Origin of the sequence: Streptomyces sp. CHD11 (assembly GCF_018638295.1) — a bacterium.
Lineage (GTDB): Bacteria > Actinomycetota > Actinomycetes > Streptomycetales > Streptomycetaceae > Streptomyces.
The window spans coordinates 155,513-177,570 of the sequence record NZ_JABTTS010000009.1; the positions used below are offsets into that span (position 1 = coordinate 155,513).

The window sequence follows — 22,058 nt, forward strand, 5'->3', positions numbered from 1 at the left end:
GACCGTGGAAGTGAGGGCAAGTCATGTCCGTGCACGACGAACTGACATCCGTCCAGCGCTGTCTCGACGACCTGATCCGGTCGGTGGGGCGGCTGGAGAAGACGATGGGCGCCGGCGGCCTGGAGATGCGCCGCGTCCGGTCCGACACCAATCACCTGCGCGAGAGCGTCGCGCTGCTGCGGGAGACGGCGGCCACCACCGCGGCTCCCAGGAAGCGGCCCGACCTCGTGACCATCTCCGACACGCCCTACGACCCCTCGCTGTGGGTGGACACGGACGACGAGGGACTCGGCGCCCGCGGCCGTCGCGCCCCCTGACCCCTGCCGATCGCGGCGCCCCCTGACCCCTACCGGAGTGGACAAGTGGCCACTGGCACGGAACCTCCTGCCACCGAACCCCATCCCCGACGCGGGGGCGTGAGAACCGGCACCCGCGCCGCGATCGACGCCCCGCATCTGCGGACCGACCGCTGGTGGCTGGCCCCGGCCGCCCCCGCGGCCGGGCTGCTCGCCTTCATCGTGTACTCGACCTGGCGGGCCCTCGCCAACGCCAACTACTACGCGGCACCGTATGTCTCGCCGTTCTACTCGCCGTGTCTGGCGGAGAACTGCGAGCCGATGAAGGCCGGGCCCAACTGGGAGCTGTTCGGCAGCTGGTGGGGCCTCTCACCGGCGATCATCATCCTGATCTTCCCCCTCGGCTTCCGGCTGACCTGCTACTACTACCGCAAGGCCTACTACCGGGGCTTCTGGGCGTCCCCGCCGGCCTGCGCGGTCGCCGAACCGCACGCCACGTACACCGGGGAGACCCGCTTCCCGCTGATCCTGCAGAACATCCACCGGTACTTCTTCTACGCGGCGCTGCTGGTCGCCTGCATCCTGACCTACGACACCGTGCTCGCCTTCCGCGACGAGGACTACCGGTGGGGCCACATGGGGCTCGGCACCCTGGTCTTCCTGGTCAACATCGCGCTGATCTGGGCGTACACGATCTCCTGCCACTCCTGCCGGCACATCGTCGGCGGGAAGCTGAAGCACTTCTCCCGGCATCCGGTGCGCTACCGGATGTGGCAGTGGGTGGGCCGGCTCAACGCCCGGCACATGCAGCTCGCCTGGGCGTCGCTGCTGAGCGTGGCACTCGCCGACCTCTACGTGTACCTCGTCGCGACCGGTGTCTTCGACGATCCGCGCTTCTTCTAGCTGGGGGCTTTGAACTGATGTCCGTGGTCGACCGACAGGAGTGGGACGTCGTCGTGGTCGGGGCCGGCGGCGCCGGACTGCGCGCCGCCATCGAGGCCCGCGAGCGGGGCGCCCGTACGGCCGTGATCTGCAAGTCGCTGTTCGGCAAGGCGCACACCGTGATGGCCGAGGGCGGCATCGCCGCGGCGATGGGCAACGTCAACTCCGGCGACAACTGGCAGACGCACTTCCGCGACACCCTGCGCGGCGGGAAGTTCCTCAACCAGTGGCGGATGGCCGAGCTGCACGCCCAGGAGGCGCCGCAGCGGGTGTGGGAGCTGGAGACCTGGGGGGCGCTGTTCGACCGGACGAAGGACGGCCGGATCTCGCAGCGCAACTTCGGCGGTCACGAGTACCCGCGCCTGGCGCATGTCGGCGACCGTACCGGGCTCGAGCTGATCCGCACCCTCCAGCAGAAGATCGTCGCGCTCCAGCAGGAGGACTTCCGGGAGACCGGGGACTACGAGTCCCGGCTGAAGGTCTTCCAGGAGTGCACGGTCACACGCGTGCTGAAGGACGGGGAGAAGGTCTCCGGTGTCTTCGGCTACGAGCGGGAGTCCGGGCGCTTCTTCGTGCTGGAGGCGCCCGCCGTGGTGATCGCGACCGGCGGGATCGGCAAGTCGTTCAAGGTGACCTCGAACTCGTGGGAGTACACCGGCGACGGGCACGCGCTGGCGCTGCTGGCCGGGGCCCCGCTGCTGAACATGGAGTTCGTGCAGTTCCACCCGACCGGGATGGTCTGGCCGCCCTCGGTGAAGGGCATCCTCGTCACCGAGTCGGTGCGCGGGGACGGCGGGGTGCTGCGCAACTCCGAGGGCAGGCGGTTCATGTTCGACTACGTCCCGGACGTCTTCAAGGAGAAGTACGCCGAGTCCGAGGAGGAGGGCGACCGCTGGTACGAGGACCCGGACCGCAACCGGCGCCCGCCCGAACTGCTCCCCCGCGACGAGGTGGCCCGTGCGATCAACGCCGAGGTGAAGGCCGGCCGCGGCTCCCCGCACGGCGGGGTCTTCCTGGACGTCTCCACCCGGATGCCGGCCGAGGTGATCAAACGGCGGCTGCCGTCGATGTACCACCAGTTCAAGGAACTGGCGGACGTGGACATCACGGCGGAGGCGATGGAGGTCGGGCCGACCTGTCACTACGTGATGGGCGGCATCGCCGTCGACTCCGACTCGGCGGCCGCGCGCGGCGTGCCGGGTCTGTTCGCGGCCGGTGAGGTGGCCGGCGGCATGCACGGCTCCAACCGGCTCGGCGGCAACTCCCTGTCCGACCTCCTGGTGTTCGGGCGCCGGGCGGGGTGGCACGCGGCCGAGTACGCGGGCGCGGCGGGGGCCGGGCGGCCTCGCGTGGACGACGGAGAGGTCGACACGGCCGCCGCGGAGGCGCTGCGCCCGTTCTCCGCGGAGGGCGTGGCACCGGCCGGCGGGCCGCCGGAGAACCCGTACAGCGTGCACCAGGAACTGCAGCAGACGATGAACGACCTGGTCGGCATCATCCGCCGCGCACCCGAGATGGAACAGGCCCTGGTCGGACTCGCCGAACTGCGGCTACGGGCCCAGCGTGCCGGTGTCGAGGGGCACCGGCAGTTCAACCCGGGCTGGCACCTGGCGCTGGACCTCAGGAACATGCTGCTGGTCAGCGAGTGCGTGGCCCGGTCGGCGCTGGAACGCACCGAGTCGCGCGGCGGGCACACCCGTGAGGACCACTCCGGGATGGACCGGTCCTGGCGCAACGTGAACCTGATGTGCGCGCTCGCCGACCCCGGCGGAGACACGACCGGCGACGCGGCCCGCGGCCGGATCGCCCTCACCCGCGAGACCACCGACCCCATCCGCCCCGACCTGCTCGCCCTCTTCGAGAAGGAGGAGCTGGTCAAGTACCTCGCCGAAGAGGAGCTCTACGAGTGAGCAGTTACGAGGCCCGCTTCAAGGTGTGGCGGGGGGACGTCGAGGGCGGCGGCCTGGAGGACTTCGAGGTCGAGGTGAACGACGGCGAGGTGGTGCTCGACATCATCCACCGCCTCCAGGCCACCCAGGCCCCCGATCTCGCCGTGCGCTGGAACTGCAAGGCGGGCAAGTGCGGTTCGTGCTCGGCGGAGATCAACGGGCGTCCGCGGCTGCTGTGCATGACCCGCATGTCGGTCTTCGAGCCGGACGAGACGATCACCGTGACACCGCTGCGGGCCTTCCCGGTCATCCGCGACCTGGTGACGGACGTGGGCTTCAACTACACCAAGGCCCGCCAGGTCCCGGCCTTCGTGCCACCGGAGGGGGTGGCAGCGGGCGAGTACCGGATGACGCAGGAGGACGTGGACCGCCCGCAGGAGTTCCGCAAGTGCATCGAGTGCTTCCTGTGCCAGGACGTCTGTCATGTGGTCCGCGACCACGAGGAGAACAAACCGGCGTTCGCCGGGCCGCGCTTCCTGATGCGGGTCGCGGAGCTGGACATGCACCCGCTGGACGCGGCCGGGGAGTCCGGCCTGGACCGCAGCCGCACGGCCCAGGACGAACACGGCCTCGGCTACTGCAACATCACCAAGTGCTGTACGGAGGTCTGCCCCGAGGGGATCAAGATCACGGACAACGCGCTGATCCCGCTGAAGGAGCGGGCGGTGGACCGGAAGTACGACCCGCTGGTGTGGCTGGGCTCGAAGATCAGGAGGCGGTCCTAGGTCCTGTCCTGGCGGACCCAGCCCTCCCGGTACTCGTCCCAGTTCGTCTCCGTCGCCGCGAAGTCGATGTACGGGGCCACACCGAAGAGTTCGCGGTCGGCATCCGTGCGGGAGAGGCCTAGGCGGACCCCGCGGACGGCGGCGGCGACGGTCTCGGCGTGGCCCCAGTGGCTGGGGTTGCTCTCGTAGTAGAAGGGCAGGCCCATCAGCAGGTGGGTGGTGGGCGGGGTGACCTCCAGGGCGAGCGAGGTCTGCTGGGCCACGTAGCCGCCGTAGGTGCTCTCCAGCGGCCGTGCGGTGTCGTACGACATCACGGCGATCTGGTCGACGCGCCGGGCGACCTGGCCGAAGAACTCCTGGGACCACCACTTGGGGTTCTCGGCGAAGAGACCGGCGACGGTGTGGAGCCCCGGGAGCGGGTCGATCTGGTGCGCGGCCACGGACAGTTGAGCGTTCTCGGCCCGGGTGACGGCGCGCAGGTCGTCCAGGAGGGTGAGGTAGTCCGGGTCGTCGGAGTGCAGGGGTTCCAGATCGAGATGGACGCCGTCGTAGCCGGTGTCCAGGACCTGTCCTGCGCTGCGGACGACTTCCGCGCGGGTGGCGGCGCGGTCCAGGTGCAGTCCCTCGGGGCCCCCGTTGGCTAGGACGTCCCCGAGGAAGGCCTGGACCCGGACGCCCGGCAGCTCCCGGTGCACCGCGTCTATCAGCCAACGGGCACGCGGATACCTGGACTTCGGCAGGGTGCCGTCGTGCTCCAGCGGCCCGGAGTGGACGTAGAGGTCGCGGATCCCGGTGTCCTGGAGGCGGCGGGCCAGCGCGGTGACGTCGGCGTCCTTCTTCCGCCCGTCGACCCAGGCGTGCCCGAGCCACATGGCGTCCCGGTCACGGCTGTACGTACCGTCCGCCGGATCGCCCATGTAGTTGACCCGCAGAGCGGTCTCGATGGCGAGGAGCGGCACGATCAGCAGCAGGGCGAGCGCGAGGGCGGTACGTCTGACCCGGCGGACCCAGGGTCTGCGGCGCCTGCCCGCCCGCCCTCCGGGGGCGGCCGGGGCCGGCGCTCCGCCGGCCAGATCCCCCGGGGGTGCCCCGTCACCGGCCTTCCCCGCCCCGGCAGGCCCTGATGGGGTTGCTCCGGCCGCCCCGGCCAGGGAGGTCTCCGCCGCCGGTGCGGCTGGGCCACCCGCGCCGTCCGGGGCGCTCGCCTCCGCCCGATCGGCCGGGGCAGCAGCGGCGGCCGGCTCCGTTCCCGGTACCGGCCCAGCGGGCCGCGGGCCGCCCTCCGCCGGGTCCCCGGAAGAAGCCCCGCGGTCCGCACCACCCGCCCCGGCCGGCTCCGGCGAAGAAGCCTCACCCGTCACGGCCACCGGCTCCGTTCGCGTCGGCGTGCCGGACGGGGAGTCACCCTCGGCGGCGTCGGGCGGAGACCCCTCGCCGCCCTCATCGCTCACCCGGGTGCGCTGTGACGGAGAGGATGCCCTGACTGCCGGGACCGGCGACTCCCTGCGCTCAGGGGCCGGGGGTGCCGGTTCCGGGGGCTTCTTCTCCGCCGTGCTCGCCGGCTCCTGCGGCTCGGTGGGTTCCATACCGGCTCTCCCTCGCCCGTCGACTCCCGTCGGCAGTCGTGTGGTTGTTGTTGAGGGGGAGGACGAGGGGAACGGGTGTTCCGGTTGCGATCATGAAGCGGAGGGCGCCTGCCGTAGGTGCAGGTGACCGTCGAGGGGGAAGGCGGGCGGGGCGGCGGGGAGCAGGCCGGACAGGGCGAAGCCGCTCTTCTCCGCCACACGGCAGGAAGCGGTGTTGTCGACCTGGTGCAGCAGTTCCAGGCGGGTCAGGCCTTCCTGGGCGAAGGTGCCGAAGGCCCAGTCGGCGAGGGCCGTCAGCGCACGCGGGGCCACTCCTCTGCCTCGCGCGTGCGCCGCCGTCCAGTAGCCGACCTCGGCCGATCCGGCTGCCGTGGCTCCGCGTTTGAGGACGACGTTGCCCGCCGGCCGGGCGTCGGGCCCTCGCGTCTCCTGCACGGCGAACGCCAGACGCGTCCCGGTCTCCCAGCCGCGCCGCTGCTCCGCCACCCAGCGCGCCGCGCTCGCCGCGTCGTGCACGGGATCGCCCGCCCAGCGGCGCATGGCCTCGTCCCCGTACAGCTCGGCGAGGACGTCCGCGTCCTCGGGCGCCCAGGGGCGCAGGGTGAAGGGGCCGGCCGTCAGCTGTACCGGGGTGATCGGGTCGATGCGCATGGCGGGAGCGTACGCACCCCGCCGCCCGCCGTCAGAAGAGGCTCAGCAGGGCCTCCGCCGGGTCGGTGAGGGTCGTGTCGGTGCCGGGGAGCGGGAGTTCGAACCAGACCGTCTTGCCCCGGGGCGTACGGCGTGACCCCCAGGCCGCGCTGAGCAGGCCGACGAGCTGGAGGCCGCGGCCGCCCTCGTCGGTGTCCCGGGCGCGCCGGCGGCGGGGCTGGACCAGGCCGGCGTCCCAGACCTCGCAGACCAGGGTGCGGTCGAGGAGGAGCCGGAGCCTGATCTCGCCCTCGCCGTAGCGCAGGGCGTTGGTGACCAGTTCACTGACCAGGAGTTCCGTGGTGTCGACCAGGGGTTCCAGGTCCCAGGCGAGCAGCTGTGCGCGGGCGTCCTCGCGGGCGCGGCCCACGCTGCGGGGCTCGCGGGGCAGGGTCCAGTCGCCGACGGATTCCGCGGGCAGTCCCTGGACACGGGCCATCAGCAGGGCGATGTCGTCCTCGCCGTGGTGGGTGTCGAGGGTGTTGAGCACGTGGTCACAGACGTCCTCCAAGGGGGCGGAGGGGTCCGTCAGGGCGCTCACGAAGGCCTGCAGGCCCTCGTCGAGGGGGTGATCGCGGCTTTCGACCAGTCCATCCGTGTAGAGCGCGAGCAGGGCGCCTTCGGGTAGTTCGACCTCCACCTCCTCGAAGGGCTCCCCGCCCACCCCGAGCGGCATGCCGGGCGGCACGTCCAGCATCAGCGCGGGCTCGCCCGGCTCGACCAGGACGGGCGGCAGATGGCCCGCGTTGGCGAAGGTGCAGCGCCGGGTCACCGAGTCGTAGACGGCGTAGACGCAGGTCGCCAGGTAGACCTCGGAGAGATCCGCCTCGCGGGGCCTGCGGGCGGCTCTGGTGGCCTGCTGGACCCCTCCCGCGAAGGCCTGGGAGGGCCCGCCGGGGGCGCCGAGGCCCCGGGCGATCTCGTCCAGCTGCGAGAGCACCTCGGCGGGTTCCAGGTCGAGCTGGGCCAGGGTGCGTACGGCGGTGCGCAGTTCGCCCATCGCCACGGCCGCGCGCAGACCGCGCCCCATGACGTCGCCGACGACCAGCGCGGTGCGGTGACCGGGCAGTTCGATGACGTCGAACCAGTCACCGCCGACCTCGCTGGACCGGCCCGTCGCCATGCTGCCGGGCAGGTAGCGGCAGGCGATGTCGAGACCGGAGGCCTCCGGATCGCCGGGCGGGAGAAGCGACCGCTGCAGTATCAGCGCGCGTTCGTGCTCGCGCCGGTACAGGCGGGCGTTGTCGATACAGACGGCGGCCCGCGCGGCCAGCTCGACCGCGAGGTCGCGGTCGCGGTCACCGAACGGCTCGCTGCCCTTGGTACGGGCGAACTGGACGAGGCCGACCACGGTGTCGTGGGCGACCATCGGCACGGCGAGCGTGGACTGCACCAGCCCCCCGTCCTCACCGGGGACCTTCTGCGGGCGGGCGGTGCGCAGGGCGTCCGCACAGGCCGAGTTGAAGGGGTAGTGGTGGACGGCGCCCAGCTTGACGGGCTCCCCGCTGCTGCTGAACGGCGCGTCGGAGACGGCGCTGGCGAAGGCGACCCTGCGTACCTCCGCGCTGCCGTCGGCGAGCCCCGGCGGGGTCTCGTCACCGGCCAGCAGACCCTGGTACAGGTCGACGGTGGCCAGGTCGCAGAAGCCGGGGACGACGACGTCCAGGAGTTCGCGGGCGGTCGTCTCCAGGTCCAGGGAGTTGCCGATCCGCGCGCCCGCCTCGTTGAGAAGCGCGAGGTTGCGCCGCGCGGCGGCGGCCTCCCGGGCGGCGGCACGGCGCGCGGTGATGTCGGTCCCGAGCCAGGCGATGCCGATGGGCCGGCCGCTGCCGCTGTGGACGCGGTAGAGGTTGACGGACCAGTGGCGGCGCTCGTCGGAGCCGGGCACATGACCCGTGACGTGCATGTCCGTGATGGAGTTGCCGGACTCCAGGACGCGCCGCAGGGTCGCCGCGACCCGCTCGGCCTCCCCACGCGGCAGATAGTCGTGCACGCCCTTGCCGCGGTGCTCGTCGGGGGTGCCGCCGAAGATGGACGCGAACCGCTGGTTGGCACGCCGTACCCGCAGGTCGCCGTCGATCAGCAGGAAGCCGAACGGAGATTGGCCGAATATGGCCTGCGAGGCGGCGAGGTCGGTCTCGATACGGCGCAGTGTTCGGACGTCGACGACGATGCAGACGGCGGCCTTCTCGCCCTCCTCGGTCCGCGTCGGCATGACGTAGACCTCGGCGAGACCCTCACGGTCGCGCTCGTCCGACACCAGGGAGTCCGGCAGCCGGAAGGGCACTACCCCGGTCCACTCCCGGCCGTCCAGGATCTCGGCCATCTTGCGCTGGCCGCGCTCCCGGCGGACCGGCTCGATGAACGCCTCGATGGGGTCCACGCCGACGGCGCGGTCCGCGGGGATACCGAAGATCTGCTCGGCGCGCAGGCTCCACTGGTCGACCAGTCCGTCCGGGCCGATGGAGAACGAGGCGATCTTGATGTAGTCGTACATGGAGCCGGGCGGACTGCTCTGCCACATCCCGTCACCGGACGGAGCATCGCCGGAGCAGAGGCCGTCGACGGCCCCGCTCCTCGCGCCGCCCGACGAGTCCTCGGACTCCGTGGCCTTCGCTGGTATCCCGCTCACGCGAACCGTCCCCTCCAGCTCACCGCGTCCGGCACCGGTCACCGGGGGCGGCTGCCCGCAGTATCCAGCACTACGACGCCGCACGACACGGTGTTCACGATCACAGCACGGTCCCGATGCTTTTCGGTCCGCGCCGTGAGAACACTTCCAGTCTTCTAACCAGCGGACACGTCGTCGAACCCCCCTCTTCGACAACCGTCACGGACCGGAACCGGTCACTCGACGGAAGGGGCGGTCACGTACACCGGTGAACGGCCGCGCCAGGGCTCAACGCGGGACGGTGAGTTCGAACCACACGGTCTTGCCACCGGCGCCGGGGCGGGTGCCCCAGCGACGGGAGGCGGAGGCCAGGAGCCGCAGTCCGCGCCCACCCTCGTCCTCGGGCCGGGCGGGGCGTTCGCACGGGAGGTCGGGGAGCGGGTCGGAGACCTCCACGAGGAGGACGTCGGCGGGGCCGTCAGGACGGACCAGGCGGACACCGATGGGTCCGGTGGCGTGCCGCAGCGCGTTGGTGACCAGCTCGCTGACCAGCAGGGCCGCGACGTCGCCGACGCTGTCGAGGTCCCAGCGACGGAGCCGGGCGCGGACGGCGGAGCGTGCGGCGCGCACGGCCCCGGGGTCGGCGGCGAAGGTCCACCCGGCCCGGTCGCCGTCGGTTTCGGTGTCGGTGTCGGTGTCGGTCACACGGATCACTTCCCCGCCGAGGGAGTGAGAGAGGACTCACCTCATGTCCGGTTTCATGGGGTCAATAGGTACATACCCGATATCCCGGACGGAGTACCGCGCGGGACGGCGCATCGTGGCACGAGCGGAGCGGAAGGGCGCCCACGCCCCGTCACTCCCGCGTCCGTGCGCCGGAGTCGCGCCCCGCCCGCCCGCTCGCCAGGCCGAGATGGGTGAGGGTGTCACGGACGGCGGGCACATCGTGGTCGAGCCAGTCGACGTCCCAGATCCGGTCGGGGGTGAGCCAGCGCAGTTCGTCGTGGTCCTCGAGGGGCCGGGGTGCGGCGGATCCGGGGCGCAGGCGGGCGGTCCATACCTGCATCACGTACGGCGTCCGCAGCGGCCACTGGCCCGGGACGCGCTCTCCCGCCTCCGCATCGACGCCGAGTTCCTCGCGCAACTCCCGTACCACCGCCGCGTCCGGGCTCTCCCCCGGCTCGACCTTGCCGCCGGGCAGTTCCCAGCGTCCGGCGAGATCGGCGGGTGCGCTTCTGCGGGCGGCGAGCAGCCGCTCCTCGTGCCACAGGGCCGCACCGACCACCACGATCCGCTCGCTCATGCGCCGGAGCCTAGCGGGAGGGCCCCGCCGCGCCCGAGGAAGGCCGGCACCGGCGGCACGGCGGACCAGCGGCACGGCAGCATGCCCGCACGGTCGCCACGGCGGCGGTCCGGCCACGACGGCGTTCCGGTCGGTCCCGGTCGACGCGACAGCCTTCCGGTCCCGGTCAGCCGGACGGTGTTCCGGCCCGGGTCAGTTCCGGCCCGGATCAGTCGGACGGCGCTCCGGCGCGACTGATCCGCTCGACCCAGTAGAGCTGCCGGTGTCCGCGCCCGTCGAGGCTGTCCGCGATCCTCTCCGCCTCCGCGCGGGTCGCGTACCTGCCCACCCGGTAGCGATTGCCGTTGTCGTCCTGGCGCACGACGAGCCAGGGAAGAGTCACCGTGCTGTCGTTCATCGCTCCCCTCCACTTCCCGCCCGCGGCCTGTGCCGCGTCCCGCCCGATAAGGAAACCCCAGTCCGCATATGCCCGACCCTACGCCTTACCTTCACTGAGCGAATACGCCTTCTCACAAAGAGGCACGCAACCAGCCAGCACTCAGGGGGCGCACGTCGGCGGATGCGCCGTGCGTACGGGCCGACGCATCCGGTCAGCGGCATACCGCCGGGCCGGCACTGCTCCGTCGGCGACCTGGGAGAACGGCCAAATCGCTACGGCGGCGTGGCAGGCGTACCCCAGTGGACACGCCGGAGCGGACACGAGGGCGGGGCGCGGAAAGGAGCGTGAGGGAGTGATGGGGCGGAAGTGCGAGGGCTGAACCGGGCGCCGACCCCCACCCGCGCGCACACCGGGACGACGCGGAGCGCGGTACCGGAGGAGCCCGGCACCACGACGCGGCACGGGACGACCGGGAGCGCCGGCGCGGGCTCACCTCACCGCGGTGCAGGACAGAACCGCAGGGCCCGGGACAGAGCCGCGCGCCGTGCGGCATCCGGTCCGGGCCCCCGGGACGAGGTCTCGATCCACGTACCGCGCCCGGCACGCCTGTCGGGCACGACGCCCGGAGCGGGCCCCAGCTCGGGCCCGGACGAGTGGGCCGGGCCTACTTCACCGGCAGGTGGTACGCGGCGCGGTAGCGGTCGGCGGGGATGACCACGTCGGCGGTCTCGACCGGGCGCCCCGAGGCGAAGTAGGTGCGCTGGACGACCAGGACGACATGTCCGGGGACGCCGCCCAGCAGGACCAGTTCCTCGGCGAGGCCGGGGCGGGCGCCGACCTCCTCGGTGACGTTGTCCACGATCACGTCGATGGCACGCATGCGCTCGACGACCCCCATGCCGCCGACCGGGCCCTCCTCGGGCAGCATCACGGGCGTCCGGCCGGTGAGGGCCAGCGGCTCCCAGGAGGTGGAGAGCATCATCGGCTCGCCGGCCTCCCGGAAGAGGTACTTGGTGCGCATCACGCGCTCACCGGGCTCGATGCCGAGCCGGCCGGCGATGGCGGCGCCGGCGTCCTCCTGCTCGCTGCTCGACTCCCAGCTGCCGCGGACGCCGAGGTCGGCCTGCTCCTGGCGGAACGGCGTGGCCCCGCGCTCCGGCCGGAATCCCGAGCGGGCGACCCGCCGGGGCACGGGACGCTCACGCACGTACGTCCCCGAGCCGGAGCGGCCCTCCACGAGCCCCTCCGCCATGAGCACCTTGCGGGCCTCCAGCGCGACCGTGTCCGAGACGCCGTACTCCTCGCGGATCCTCGCCTGCGAGGGGAGCCGGGTGTGCGGGGGCAGTCGGCCGTCGACGATCTTCTTGCGGAGATCACCCGCGACGCGCAGGTACGCCGGCTGCTCACCGAATGTCACGGGCCACTCCCATCAGGTTGTACAGACAGCAACAGGGTGGCAACTGTAGGTTGTCCCAGGCAAGCAAAGGCCAGAGATTCACTCGATGTGATGACATTCCCCGGGTGAGGGCTTTACGCAGGCACTTTCCCCCCGCTATGGCACCCCTCACACCTTCATGTCACCGCTCTCCGGTTCCCGCCCGGTCTCCTCCCGGTAGCGGGGCAGGGAGGAGGTCAGGCCCAGAGCCTTGCGTGCGGTGACCGTCTCCACCGGGTCGAGGAGGTCCAGTCCTCGTTCCGAGTGCTCGTGGTAGGTCTCCGCGTCCCCCGCCCCGGCGGCCTTCACCCACTCCTTCTCCGCCTCGGCCAGCCCTTCGGCGAGCTCGCTCACCGGCTGCCGGGCGCCGGCCGGCCACCGGTGCGCGCGCAGCATCCGGGTCTGCTCCGCGACCGCCCCCGCCACCGCTCCCGCCCACGCCGTGTGGCCCCGCAGGTCGTCCTCGGCGAACTCGGTGTCGGGCACGTCGTCCATGGCGGTGTTGAGCACCCGGGCGGCTTCCAGATAGGCGCTCTGGTGCGGGTCGAGCGTGGACTCGTCCCGGCGCAGCGAGCCGGTCGTACGGGACTCCCCGTCCCGGTGGCCGAAGACACAGGTGATGCCGCGGTCACCGAAGCGCCAGCTCTCCGGGGTCGGGACGAAGTAGTACACCTCCACAGTGGCGGGCAGCGCCCAGCGGTCCATGGCGTAGTCGTCCCGCAGCTCGTAGCACCGGTCGTCGGCGGTGTCGCCGAGGGAGTCGTCGCCCGGGTAGGCGCCGCCGGGCAGGGTGACGAGGGCGAAGACCTCTCCGTCGTGTTCCCGGTCGCAGGACACCGGGGCGGCTTCGTCGGCCCAGCCGTCCAGACCGCCGCGCGCGTTGAAGCAGTCGCCCTTGCGCAGGGTATGGATGCTCTCGGCGCGCGCTGCGTCCTCGACACCCTCCCAGAAGTCGGCGGCGGCGCCGGTGGCGAGCATCAGCGTCCACAGGGCGAGCCCCAGCGACGACAGCAGGGAGCCCGCGACGGCCATCCCCCGGCCACGCTCGCCGCGCCGCCTGATCTGCCGCAGGGCGATCAGCCCCAGCACCAGCCCGAACGCCGGCAGGAAGCACAGCACTCCGAGGACCAGGGAGGCGATGGCGACTCCGTTGACGGCGGCCGGCGGACGCGGACCGTAGGGCCCGTAGAGCCCGTACGGCGCGAAACCGGGCTGCCCTCCGTAGGGGAACCGCGCTGCCGGGCCGGCGTCCCGGGGACTGCCGGCGGGGTACTGGGCACAAGGGCCCTGCGGGCCCGGGTCGTGCGGGGGCCCGTAGGGCGGAGGTATGGACACGAGGCGCATCGTAGGCGGAGGTGACACGCCTCGCCCCCGGGGTCTCCCTCCCCGGGGGCGAGGCTGCTGCTCGGTGGTCCGGGCGCGGTCACATCAGAACTGCAGGGCCCAGCTGTTGAGACGGCCGCTGTCCCACCAGGCGTTGTCGCTGACGCGCAGCTTCCAGGTGCCGTTCGCCGACTCCGCGGAGGCGTCCACGGTGTAGGTGGTGTCGATGTCGTCCGCGCTGCCGCCGGTGCCGTACGACTTCAGCGTGTACGCCGTGCCGTCGGGGGCGATCAGCTGGATCCGGAGGTCGCCGATGTAGCTGTGCGTGATGTCGACCTCGACGGCCAGGTCCGAGGGCGCGTTGCCGGAGACACCGGAGACGGTCACCGGGGACTCGACGGTGCTGTTGTCGGCGATGGCGGCACCGTCGGTGTTCTCGAAGCGGTCACCGGGCGGGGGCGGGGTGGTGCCGCCCTCACCCACGTTCAGCAGGCGGTTGGGCGATCCGCTGCCCGGGTTGCCGACGACGCCGGTGGTGGCGGCCGCGGTCAGCGCGGAGGAGACCTGGGCGGGGGTGGCCGAGGGGTTGTCGGCCAGGTGGAGGGCGGCGGCGCCGGCGACGTGCGGACTCGCCATGGACGTACCGGAGATGGTGTTGGTGGCCGTGTCGCTGGTGCGCCAGGCCGAGGTGATGGAGGAGCCCGGCGCGAACAGGTCGAGCACGGCACCGTAGTTGGAGTAACTGGCGCGGGCGTCACTGGAGGTGGTCGCGCCGACCGTGATCGCTTCGGTGACGCGGGCCGGGGACTTGGTGTTGGCGTTGGTGGACTCGTTGCCGGCCGCGACGACGAAGGTGACGCCGGAGGCCACGGCGTTCCGGACGGCCGCGTCGAGGGCGCTGTCCGCGCCGCCGCCGAGGGACATGTTGGCGACAGCGGGCTTCACCGCGTTCCGCGCCACCCAGTCGATACCGGCGACGACCTGGGCGGTGGTGCCGGAGCCGGAGTTGTTCAGCACCCGTACGCCGACGACCCTCGCCTTCTTCGCCACTCCGTAGGCACTGCCGGCGACCGTGCCGGCGACATGGGTGCCGTGACCGTGGCCGTCCTGGGCGGTGTTGTCGTTGTCGACGGCGTCGTAGCCGTCGGAGGCACGGCCGCCGAAGTCGTTGTGCGTGATGCGGACGCCGGTGTCGATGACGTACGCGGTCACGCCCTCCCCGGCGGAATCCGGGTACGTGTACGAGTTGTCGAGCGGCAGGTTCCGCTGGTCGATCCGGTCCAGGCCCCAGGAGGGCGGGTTGGGCTGGGTGCCGGTGACGTGGAAGGTGCGGTTCTGGACCACCGAGGCGACGGCCGGGTCGGCGGCGAGACGCTTCGCCTCGGCCGCGGATGCCTCGACCTCGTAGCCGTTCAGGGCCTTGGTGTAGGTCCGCTCGATCTCGGCGCCGTGCTTGTAGGCGACGGCCCGGCCCTCGGCGGTACCGGAGCGGGCCTCGTCCGCCTTCAGGGTCACGATGTAACTGCCGGCCACCGCGTTCGCGGCGCCTTCGTACTGGACGCGGCCTTCGGCGGCGGCCGGGGCCGCGCCTGCGGGGAGAGCGGAGACGAGGCTCGCGACGAGCGCCGCGGAGGCCACGGCACCGAGGGTGGCCAGTCTTCGCCGGGGGTGACGCATCACTGCCATGTGAGGGTTCCTCCTCAGTCGGTGGTGCGTGTGCTGTGGGGGGTGGTGCGGTCGGCGCACGGGCCTCGCGGTGGCGGGGCGAACCAGCCAATGACAGGATCATGTCAAGGAGACGACCGGATATGTGCGTCAGCCGAAAGGTTGAGGGTTCCACAGGATTTGCACAAGGTCCCGCGCGGAGGTAATGGGCCGTACCCGCGACAACCGGCCTCACCCGATGCGCCCCACCGGCCCCCCGCACCCCCCACGGCGCGGACCGTATCGCCCGGCGTGGTGTTCGCGCCCACCCTGGGACGTGGCGATGCGCCGCTTCTCCCGGGGCCTGGACCGGTCCGGCCTCCCCCTGGCCCTGTACGGCGCCACGGTCCTCGCCCGCCGCCCGGTGACGTACCGCTGGAGGTCCACGGAAAATGGCCGGACTTCCCCGGGTCGCCGGACCACTCCCCCTCGTGGCCTCCGACACGGCCGACGGCCTCCCGTCCGCACCCGCGGGCCCCCACGGGCCGCACGGCCGGATCCGGCCGGTGAGGAAGGCCGGAGGCAGACCGCCACGGTGCCCCGCACGGCCCACGGACCCCTGCGGGCACCTGGGGACAACGCGTGCCGGCGCATACCGCGCAGTGGACGCCCGTCGACCCCGGCCAGGTGGCCGCCGACTCCGGAAACCCCCCGCCCGCCGGCCGGCCACGTCTCGGGCCCGGGCCCGCGCCCGGGACGTGCCGGCCCTCCGCCGCCACCGCGCGGGCAGCCCCTCCCTGCGCTACGGCTCCGCCTGCCTCGGACGACGCCACCGCCCCGCACTCCACCGGGAACCGGACGCCCACTGCACCACCTGGTGCCGGGGGCCCGGCGCGGCACCAGGTGATCCGTCAGCCCCCACCGTGCCCGCGGGGAGCACGCTGTGGTCCACGGCCGAGCGGAGGGGTCAGCAGTGCATCCAGCCACCGTTGTCCGTGTAGTAACCCCAGCTCATGTGCTTCGAGGTCTGCGGGCCGAACACCCCGTCCACGACGACGGCCGAGTTCTTGGTCCGCTTCAGGTACGACTGGACGTTCCTGACGGCGGTCCTGGTCGCCGGGCCGAAGATGCCGTCGGCGGCCAGCCCCTGGTCGTAGCACACGTTCAGGGTGTACTGGAGCCACTTCACTCCGGTGCCCTGATTGCCCTGGGACAGCACGCAGTTGCGATTCTTGGAGCCGTTGGACGTGGTGGAGATGTAGTAATGGCGGAAGCTGCCGTCGTAGTAGTCGGAATAGCCGGAACACGTGGTGGCCGCCGAGGCCGTCGGCGCGGTGACGCCGGTGAATCCGAGTGTGGACACGGCGACGGCGGCAGCCGTGGCGAACGCGCGCAAACGCATGTGATTGCTCCTTCTTGTCGTGGGTGAAGCGGCGGCACCACCCCCGTGGATGCCGCCGCGGGTCCGAACCGTGCTAGTCGGCCTGCCGGGCCCTGAGTTCGTCCGCCCTCGAACGGCGGTCCGGGGACCCGATGTCGACGGCGGAGCCCGCACCGGCCCCCGGTGTCTTGCGCCAGCCCTTGAGCCGGTCCCCGACCCGCTCCAGCCGGGTGTCCTGCGGCCCGACGTCCAGGTAGAACAGGGATTCGTCCGGCTTCCCGTCGTCACCGCCCCAGCGGACGGTGCCGTCGAGTTCGGCGAGTACGTCGCGCAGCACGGCGGTCGCGAGGGGGTGGAACCCTCCCGTGGCGCCGCGTGGGTAATGGCCGGGAAGGATGGAGACGGCGGTGCCGGAGGCCAGATTGCTCTCGGGAAGGCCCTTACGTACCTTCCCGGGGTCGCACCAGCCGGTCACGTCGTCCGCGCCGAGCTCGCGGATCTCGTAGTGGAAGCGCTGGACCAGGTGGACGAGCACGCGTTCCACGACGCCGATCCGCACGTCGATCCCGGCCCTCGTGCCGGGAACCGGACGCGTCCAGATGTGCCCGCCACCGTTGACGGAGCGTTGCATCTCCCATCCGTTGGCGCTGGTCCAGCGGCTGTGGATGTTCTCCCCTGCCGCGCGGAGTGCTTCCGCCTTCCTCCTGAGGCGATGTACGTCGGCGGCCGCGGCGGGAGGGTTGAGGAGGGTGGTCCCGCCGGCGGCGAGAAACGCTCCGGCGCCTGCCAGGCCGAGCATCCGCTTCGCGGCGCTGCGCCGGGGTATCGATGTCACGGGTTGGCTCCTTGGGGACGGAAGGGGATTACCGCAGGGGTGCGAAGTGGTTCTCGATGACGCGGTAGAGACCGAGCTGCGTGTGACCGTCCCGCTGCGCGACGTCTCCGAAGCCCCGGTAGCGCTGGAAGCACAGACGGGTACTCGTGTCCGGATAGTCGAGGGCCGGCAGACCGCGGCCCATCATGGAACCCGCATGCATCAGCGCATACGCCACATGCCGGATGTTGTACGTGTTGTCGGAGTAGTTGTCGCCGTTGAGTTTCTGCCAGACGTCCCAGACGTCCCGGTCGTCGTCCGGGTCCAGGCGGGAGGCGTCGAGCCGGCCCTGGTCGATGAGGTGGTTGCGCGCGTCGATCGCTGTGACGGCGAAGATCTGGCCCAGACCGGTGCTGGAGTCCCGCTTGACGTACTGGTCCGTGGGGTCCCAGTCCACCGTGGTGTGGTAGGTGACCACCCCGTGGTCGAAGAGGAGGTCCAGGGACTGCAGTTTTCGGATCTCCCACAGCAGCGGACACATGAGCATGGCTTTGCGTATCCGCAGCTGCGCTGCCACATCGGTGATGATGCCGTCGTGCTCCATGAGGAGGCCGAAGGCCTCCGTGGTGGAGAAGAGCTGCACGGCGCCTTCGGGTCCGCCGCCCTTCTCCGGCAGCCCTTCCGACTCCAGATAGGCCTGGATGTCCCTCAGGAGCGCCGGCCGTCCGGAGGCGCCGAACCGGCCGTCGGGTGCTGTGGACTGGGGCCTGGGGTCGAAACTGTTCTGCCCTCTGTCGCGGCCCGAGGCGATGTTCTTGTCGATCTCGATGGCACCCTCACCGGAACCGATGGTGATGGTGGCGATCTGGTCGTAGGCCCAGTCGCCGGGAAGGGCGTAGCCGAGGTTGCCGGAGAAGCCCGTCGACATGTCGGAGACGAAGCTCGCCGTGGTGAGGCCTTCACCGCCGACGCGGCTGCACACGTTTCGCGGTCCGTAGATGCCGGCCTCGTAACGCCCGTCGGCGGCCAGCACGCGGTGGATCGATCTGAAGTGAGGAAGGATGCTGCTGGTGATCTCATGGTCGAGGGCGTCGAAGTCGACGGCGAAGAAGATGCGCGTTCCCGGTTCGAAGCCGTAGTGGGCGGCCCGGTCGATCGCCGCGTACGCGTCCACGGCGCCCTGGCTGTTCCGGAAGTAGGCGGCCTCCGCGCCATAGGTCTGGTAGATCGGGAAGCACCGCAGTCCGTGCGCTGCGATGGTGGCGAGTTCGCCCGGTTTGATCTCCTTGTCCAGCGGAAAACCGGGGACGTTGCTCAGATAGCGGCCGACATAGCGGTAGCCGCTGTCGTACAGGGTCCTGGCCCGCGCCGGTGTGATGGTGGTGACACAGTCCGACGCGGTCCCCGCACGGTTGGGGTCCCCGGTGGAGACCAGCAGCGAGGCCCATGTCGGGTAGTCGCCCCGCCCCGTGACCGGCAGCCTGGTGAACTGCTGGAATGCGCTGACCGCGCTCTGCACCGCGCCGGTGAAACTCGCGGTGAGGGGGACGCCGCGGTGGTTGAGGACCATGCCCGCGGTGAACAGCTCGACCCAGACCCCCGTCGAGCCGGTGGACACGGTGCGTTGTTTCAGCCCGGCCTGGGTACCGGGGCCGAACACGCCGGTGGCGACTCCGTCTGCCATGCCGAGCTCGTACTGGATGGCCAGCAGCATGGACTTGGCCACGTCACGGGAATGCCTGCCGTCGCAGGGGATGACGAAGAAGTCCCGGCGGGTGACGTACCGGCGGTTGAGGAGTCGCTGGACGTCTCTGATCCCGGTGCTGCCGCCATCGACCCTGACATAGGCGTCCATGTTGAGCAGGCCCTTGAACACCTTGGGCGTGACAGCGTCGCCGGGATAGGAACTCGCGACCCCCATATCGGACTTGAGCCGGCTGACGGACGCGGAGACACGCTCGTTGTACGTGCCGTCGATCTCACCGCCGTCGTACCCCTTGCAGTACAGAGCGGACTGGATGATGCGGCAGAAGTTCGCCGAGGGAACGGTGCCGGCGTCGAGCCTCGGATATCCGGCCTCCAGCGCGGCGAGGGTGCCGGGCCCGAAGTTGTCCGACAGGGCGGTGAGTCCGAGCTCGTGCTGGAGACAGCGGGTGAGGGCGTACATGGTGCCCCAGCCGGTGACACCGTCCTCGGCCACGGTGGGTATGCCGGCGACGTTGTACGTGTTGATGAACTTCTGTGCCCGTCTGACGAGTTCGTCTGCCATGGATGCCTGTTCGTCTGGTCGGACCGGTGGACGGCCCTGCGGATGGCCCTGCGTGCCCGCCGCTTCCGGCCTCACGGTGGGCGAGCGGGCCGATCCGGCAGGTGCCCGCCCGGTCGTCGGGTCCGGGGCGGGTGATCACATGCTCACGCGGCGGCCGGGACGCCGGTAGAGCAGTGGGACCTGATGGGACATGATGGGACGCGGGACGCGTCAACATGCCCTGAACCAGCGGGAGAAGCCGAGGGAGGACGAGTGGCGACGGGACAGGACGGGAGCCCCCGGGCCGGAGGGCCGCCGGGGGATGCCGGACTTCTGACCGAGCAACTGCGGCTGCTGCGGCGGCGCAGCGGCATGACGCTGGCCACGCTCGCGGGCCGGACGAGCTACAGCAAGTCGTCGTGGGGGCGCTACCTCAGCGGCACGGCGCTCCCGCCCCGGCAGGCGGTACGGGAGTTCGCCCAGGCCATCTCCGTCAAGCCCGACCGGCTGCTTCTCCTGCTGGAGATCGCCGAGCGCGGGCAGGGGGACGGAAAGGCATCCGAGGACACCGATCCCACGGAGCACCCCGTGCCCGCCGCGGCGGCCCCCGAAGCACCCTCCGCGACCGGCCCGGTCCCCGCTGCGGTGCCGGCCGCCGGCACGGACGGGTCCGCGGCGCAGCCGCCGGAGCATTCCCCGGCCCCCGCCGCGCCCCGCCGGCACCGGCGCTGGGGTGTCCTTCTCGGCGTCGGCACCGTGGTGGGAATGGTCACGGGGCTGCTCACGGGCATGCTCGTCTCCGCCCCGGAGAGCAAGGGGGAGCCGCAGCCGAGAGCCGGCTTCGCGAAGTGCTCCGGGTTCGAGTGCCGGAACAAGGACTCCCAGCGCATGGAGTGCCATATCGGCGTGTGGACCGCGGCGGCCGAGAAGGTCGAGGGGGTATATCTGGAGCTGCGCTACAGCCCGCGCTGCGGGGCCGCGTGGGCACGGATCACCGAGGGCCAGGTCGGAGACACGGCCAGGGTCGAGGGGAAGGCGAACCTCTCGGCCGCACGCTCCATCTCCTACGACCGGGACACCTACTCGCCCATGATCGAGGCCCCCTACCCCGCGGCCGCACGGGCCTGCGTGGTCCTGAAGGAAGGGGGCAAGGAGGTCTGCACCCCGCACGGCGGTGCCTCACCCCTGCCCGCCGCGGTCACCGACGAACGCAAACCGTGACCCGGGCACGGTGAGCGCCGCCGCCACCGTGCGGGCCCGGGACCGCGGCGGGAGGAGACCCGCGACTCCGGGCACCACCGAGGCAGAGCGACACCGGCCCCGCATCCGCCGTTCCGCCGGGCGCCGCGCTGGTCCCGGCAGGGCGCCGTCGTCCCGCGCGTGAGCCGCACGGCGCGTGAGCCGCACCGCGCGGGAGTACGGCAACGCGCGGGACGGGGCCGCCGAGGGAACCGGCCCGCCCCCACCGGGCGTGGGTGGCGGCCCGCCGTGCGGTGGCTATCGTGGTCGGAGGGGCCCCGACGGTGGTGAGCGAGGTCTCCATGAGCGGAACGGCCCGTCCTTCCGGTGCCGAGGGTGCCATGGGCAGCGGCTACGCGCGGCACTCCCGGATCCAGCACCGCGCGGCTGACTACGGGATGCCCCTGCTGCGCCGGGCGCTGGCGGCAGTCGCCCTGCCGGAGCGCGGTGCGCCCTTCCGGGCGGCGGACCTCGGCGTGGCCGCCGGGACCAACTCCCTGGAACCGATGGGTGCCGTGGTGGAAGGGGTGCGTTCGCGGACCGGCGAGGACACGCCGGTGACGGTGGTCCACACCGACATCCCCGGGAACGACTTCAACACCACGTTCGCGACGATCACGGGCTCGCCCGGCTCGTACGCCCACCGCCCGCAGGTGTTCGTCCACGCCGAGGCGCGCTCCTTCTACGAGCCCCTCTTCCCGCCCGCGGAGCTGCATCTGGTCTGGAGCTCCATCGCGGTGCACTGGCTGTCCCGGGTGCCCGCGCCGGTTCCCGGCCACATCTACTCCGCACGGGCCACCGGGGAGGTACGCCGGGCCCTGCGGGAGCAGTCCCGCTCCGACTGGGAGGCCTTCCTCACCCACCGCGCCCGGGAGCTGCGCCCCGGCGGGCAGCTCGTCGTGCTGGGCGGGGCGAGCGCCGACGACGGGTCCAGCGGGGCGGACGGCCTGATGGACGCCGCCGTGGCCGTACTGACCGATCTGGTGGGCCGGGGCCTGATCACCTCGGAGGCCTGGGCGAGGATGACCGTCCCCACCTGGAACCGGACCAGGGAGGAGTTCCTCGCCCCCTTCGCGGCCGGGCCCGCGGCAGCGGCCCTGCGGGTCGAGGAGCACGATCTGGTGACGCTCCCCGACATCCTGTTCGACGACTTCCGGGCGACCGGGGACGTCCGGGACTTCGCCGAGCGGGTGACGGCGTTCTTCCAGGCGGCGTTTCTGCCCTCCCTGCTCAGCACGTCGGCCCCTGCCGGGGATGACGGCGGGACCGACGCCGTGGCGGAGGCGTTCGCCGACGGTCTGCGCGCCCGCGTCGCCGCCGACCCGGAGGCGGTGGAGACCCACTGGCGGGTCGTCCCGCTGCGCATCACCCGCCTGTGACCCGCCGGAGGCCGGCCGTGCCGCTCCCGGGGCACTCGAGAACGTCCTCGCCGAGCTGGTCGTCGATGTCACCGCCCGCCGTCCGCCGGGGCCCGCACACGGACCCCGACGGCC

General features: G+C 72.0%; 17 protein-coding genes and 1 pseudogene. 6 read left to right on the forward strand and 12 right to left on the reverse strand.

Features of this window, described 5'->3' with window-relative positions; genetic code table 11:
• The first annotated feature begins 23 nt into the window (after window positions 1–23).
• Genes HTV45_RS11415 through HTV45_RS11430 form a run of 4 tightly spaced genes read left to right on the forward strand, consistent with a single transcriptional unit; the run spans window position 24 to window position 3,912 of the window.
• Complete coding sequence (locus HTV45_RS11415; RefSeq protein WP_215205582.1) at window positions 24–317, forward strand: hypothetical protein; 294 nt, start codon at window positions 24–26, stop codon at window positions 315–317.
• A gap of 45 nt (window positions 318–362) precedes the next feature.
• A complete protein-coding gene (locus HTV45_RS11420) occupies window positions 363–1,199 on the forward strand; it encodes a hypothetical protein (protein ID WP_215205583.1) in 837 nt (278 codons plus the stop codon).
• A 17-nt stretch (window positions 1,200–1,216) separates the two neighbouring features.
• Window positions 1,217–3,148, forward strand: a complete 1,932-nt coding sequence (locus HTV45_RS11425; protein WP_215205584.1) for a fumarate reductase/succinate dehydrogenase flavoprotein subunit — start codon at window positions 1,217–1,219, stop codon at window positions 3,146–3,148.
• A complete protein-coding gene (locus HTV45_RS11430) occupies window positions 3,145–3,912 on the forward strand; it encodes a succinate dehydrogenase/fumarate reductase iron-sulfur subunit (RefSeq protein WP_215205585.1) in 768 nt (255 codons plus the stop codon). Before HTV45_RS11425 ends, HTV45_RS11430 begins: the two co-directional genes overlap by 4 nt.
• On the opposite strand, the pseudogene HTV45_RS11435 reads toward HTV45_RS11430, so the two are convergent.
• The 12 genes and pseudogenes from HTV45_RS11435 to HTV45_RS11490 form a co-directional block, all read right to left on the reverse strand.
• A pseudogene (locus HTV45_RS11435) lies at window positions 3,909–4,919 on the reverse strand (glycosyl hydrolase family 18 protein); the annotation flags it as partial. The gene HTV45_RS11430 and the pseudogene HTV45_RS11435 overlap by 4 nt on opposite strands.
• Before the next feature lie 669 nt (window positions 4,920–5,588).
• The gene (locus tag HTV45_RS11440) at window positions 5,589–6,149 is read right to left on the reverse strand and encodes a GNAT family N-acetyltransferase (RefSeq protein ID WP_215205586.1); all 561 of its coding nucleotides are present in this window, start codon (window positions 6,147–6,149) and stop codon (window positions 5,589–5,591) included.
• A 31-nt stretch (window positions 6,150–6,180) separates the two neighbouring features.
• Complete coding sequence (locus tag HTV45_RS11445) at window positions 6,181–8,820, reverse strand: SpoIIE family protein phosphatase (protein ID WP_215205587.1); 2,640 nt, start codon at window positions 8,818–8,820, stop codon at window positions 6,181–6,183.
• A 267-nt stretch (window positions 8,821–9,087) separates the two neighbouring features.
• Window positions 9,088–9,504 carry an ATP-binding protein gene (locus HTV45_RS11450; RefSeq protein ID WP_308309447.1) on the reverse strand — a complete coding sequence of 139 codons (417 nt, stop codon included), beginning with the start codon at window positions 9,502–9,504 and terminating at the stop codon, window positions 9,088–9,090.
• A 151-nt stretch (window positions 9,505–9,655) separates the two neighbouring features.
• Window positions 9,656–10,102: a (deoxy)nucleoside triphosphate pyrophosphohydrolase gene (locus HTV45_RS11455; protein WP_215205589.1), complete on the reverse strand. Its 447-nt coding sequence runs from the start codon at window positions 10,100–10,102 to the stop codon at window positions 9,656–9,658.
• Window positions 10,103–10,310: 208 nt separating this feature from the next.
• The gene (locus tag HTV45_RS11460) at window positions 10,311–10,499 is read right to left on the reverse strand and encodes an SPOR domain-containing protein (RefSeq protein ID WP_215205590.1); all 189 of its coding nucleotides are present in this window, start codon (window positions 10,497–10,499) and stop codon (window positions 10,311–10,313) included.
• 646 nt (window positions 10,500–11,145) lie between these two features.
• Entirely contained in the window at window positions 11,146–11,898 is a 753-nt protein-coding gene (locus HTV45_RS11465) for a GntR family transcriptional regulator (RefSeq protein WP_215205591.1), read from the reverse strand.
• Between the two features lie 147 nt (window positions 11,899–12,045).
• Window positions 12,046–13,260, reverse strand: coding sequence for a DUF4190 domain-containing protein (locus HTV45_RS11470; RefSeq protein ID WP_215205592.1), 1,215 nt, complete (start codon window positions 13,258–13,260; stop codon window positions 12,046–12,048).
• 84 nt (window positions 13,261–13,344) lie between these two features.
• Window positions 13,345–14,925 carry a S8 family peptidase gene (locus HTV45_RS11475; protein WP_215205593.1) on the reverse strand — a complete coding sequence of 527 codons (1,581 nt, stop codon included), beginning with the start codon at window positions 14,923–14,925 and terminating at the stop codon, window positions 13,345–13,347.
• A gap of 925 nt (window positions 14,926–15,850) precedes the next feature.
• Window positions 15,851–16,285 (reverse strand): peptidoglycan-binding protein, encoded by a 435-nt coding sequence (locus HTV45_RS11480; protein WP_215205594.1) that lies wholly within the window; start codon window positions 16,283–16,285, stop codon window positions 15,851–15,853.
• A gap of 73 nt (window positions 16,286–16,358) precedes the next feature.
• Entirely contained in the window at window positions 16,359–17,099 is a 741-nt protein-coding gene (locus tag HTV45_RS11485; RefSeq protein ID WP_308309451.1) for a hypothetical protein, read from the reverse strand.
• A 28-nt stretch (window positions 17,100–17,127) separates the two neighbouring features.
• Complete coding sequence (locus HTV45_RS11490) at window positions 17,128–19,347, reverse strand: glycoside hydrolase domain-containing protein (RefSeq protein ID WP_215205595.1); 2,220 nt, start codon at window positions 19,345–19,347, stop codon at window positions 17,128–17,130.
• Between the two features lie 252 nt (window positions 19,348–19,599).
• Between HTV45_RS11490 and HTV45_RS11495 the strand changes: the two genes are divergently transcribed.
• Window positions 19,600–20,547, forward strand: coding sequence for a DUF2690 domain-containing protein (locus HTV45_RS11495; protein ID WP_308309452.1), 948 nt, complete (start codon window positions 19,600–19,602; stop codon window positions 20,545–20,547).
• 305 nt (window positions 20,548–20,852) lie between these two features.
• The gene (locus HTV45_RS11500) at window positions 20,853–21,944 is read left to right on the forward strand and encodes a class I SAM-dependent methyltransferase (protein ID WP_215205597.1); all 1,092 of its coding nucleotides are present in this window, start codon (window positions 20,853–20,855) and stop codon (window positions 21,942–21,944) included.
• The last annotated feature ends 114 nt before the right edge of the window (window positions 21,945–22,058 follow it).

Excerpts from the sequence above, each read along its gene's own strand:
- HTV45_RS11490 (WP_215205595.1), bottom strand. The coding sequence starts at position 19,347 with ATGGCAGACGAACTCGTCAGACGGGCACAGAAGTTCATCAACACGTAC.
- HTV45_RS11470 (WP_215205592.1), bottom strand. The coding sequence starts at position 13,260 with ATGCGCCTCGTGTCCATACCTCCGCCCTACGGGCCCCCGCACGACCCG.
- HTV45_RS11425 (WP_215205584.1), top strand. The coding sequence starts at position 1,217 with ATGTCCGTGGTCGACCGACAGGAGTGGGACGTCGTCGTGGTCGGGGCC.
- HTV45_RS11415 (WP_215205582.1), top strand. The coding sequence starts at position 24 with ATGTCCGTGCACGACGAACTGACATCCGTCCAGCGCTGTCTCGACGAC.
- HTV45_RS11475 (WP_215205593.1), bottom strand. The coding sequence starts at position 14,925 with ATGGCAGTGATGCGTCACCCCCGGCGAAGACTGGCCACCCTCGGTGCC.
- HTV45_RS11440 (WP_215205586.1), bottom strand. The coding sequence starts at position 6,149 with ATGCGCATCGACCCGATCACCCCGGTACAGCTGACGGCCGGCCCCTTC.
- HTV45_RS11455 (WP_215205589.1), bottom strand. The coding sequence starts at position 10,102 with ATGAGCGAGCGGATCGTGGTGGTCGGTGCGGCCCTGTGGCACGAGGAG.
- HTV45_RS11480 (WP_215205594.1), bottom strand. The coding sequence starts at position 16,285 with ATGCGTTTGCGCGCGTTCGCCACGGCTGCCGCCGTCGCCGTGTCCACA.
- HTV45_RS11460 (WP_215205590.1), bottom strand. The coding sequence starts at position 10,499 with ATGAACGACAGCACGGTGACTCTTCCCTGGCTCGTCGTGCGCCAGGAC.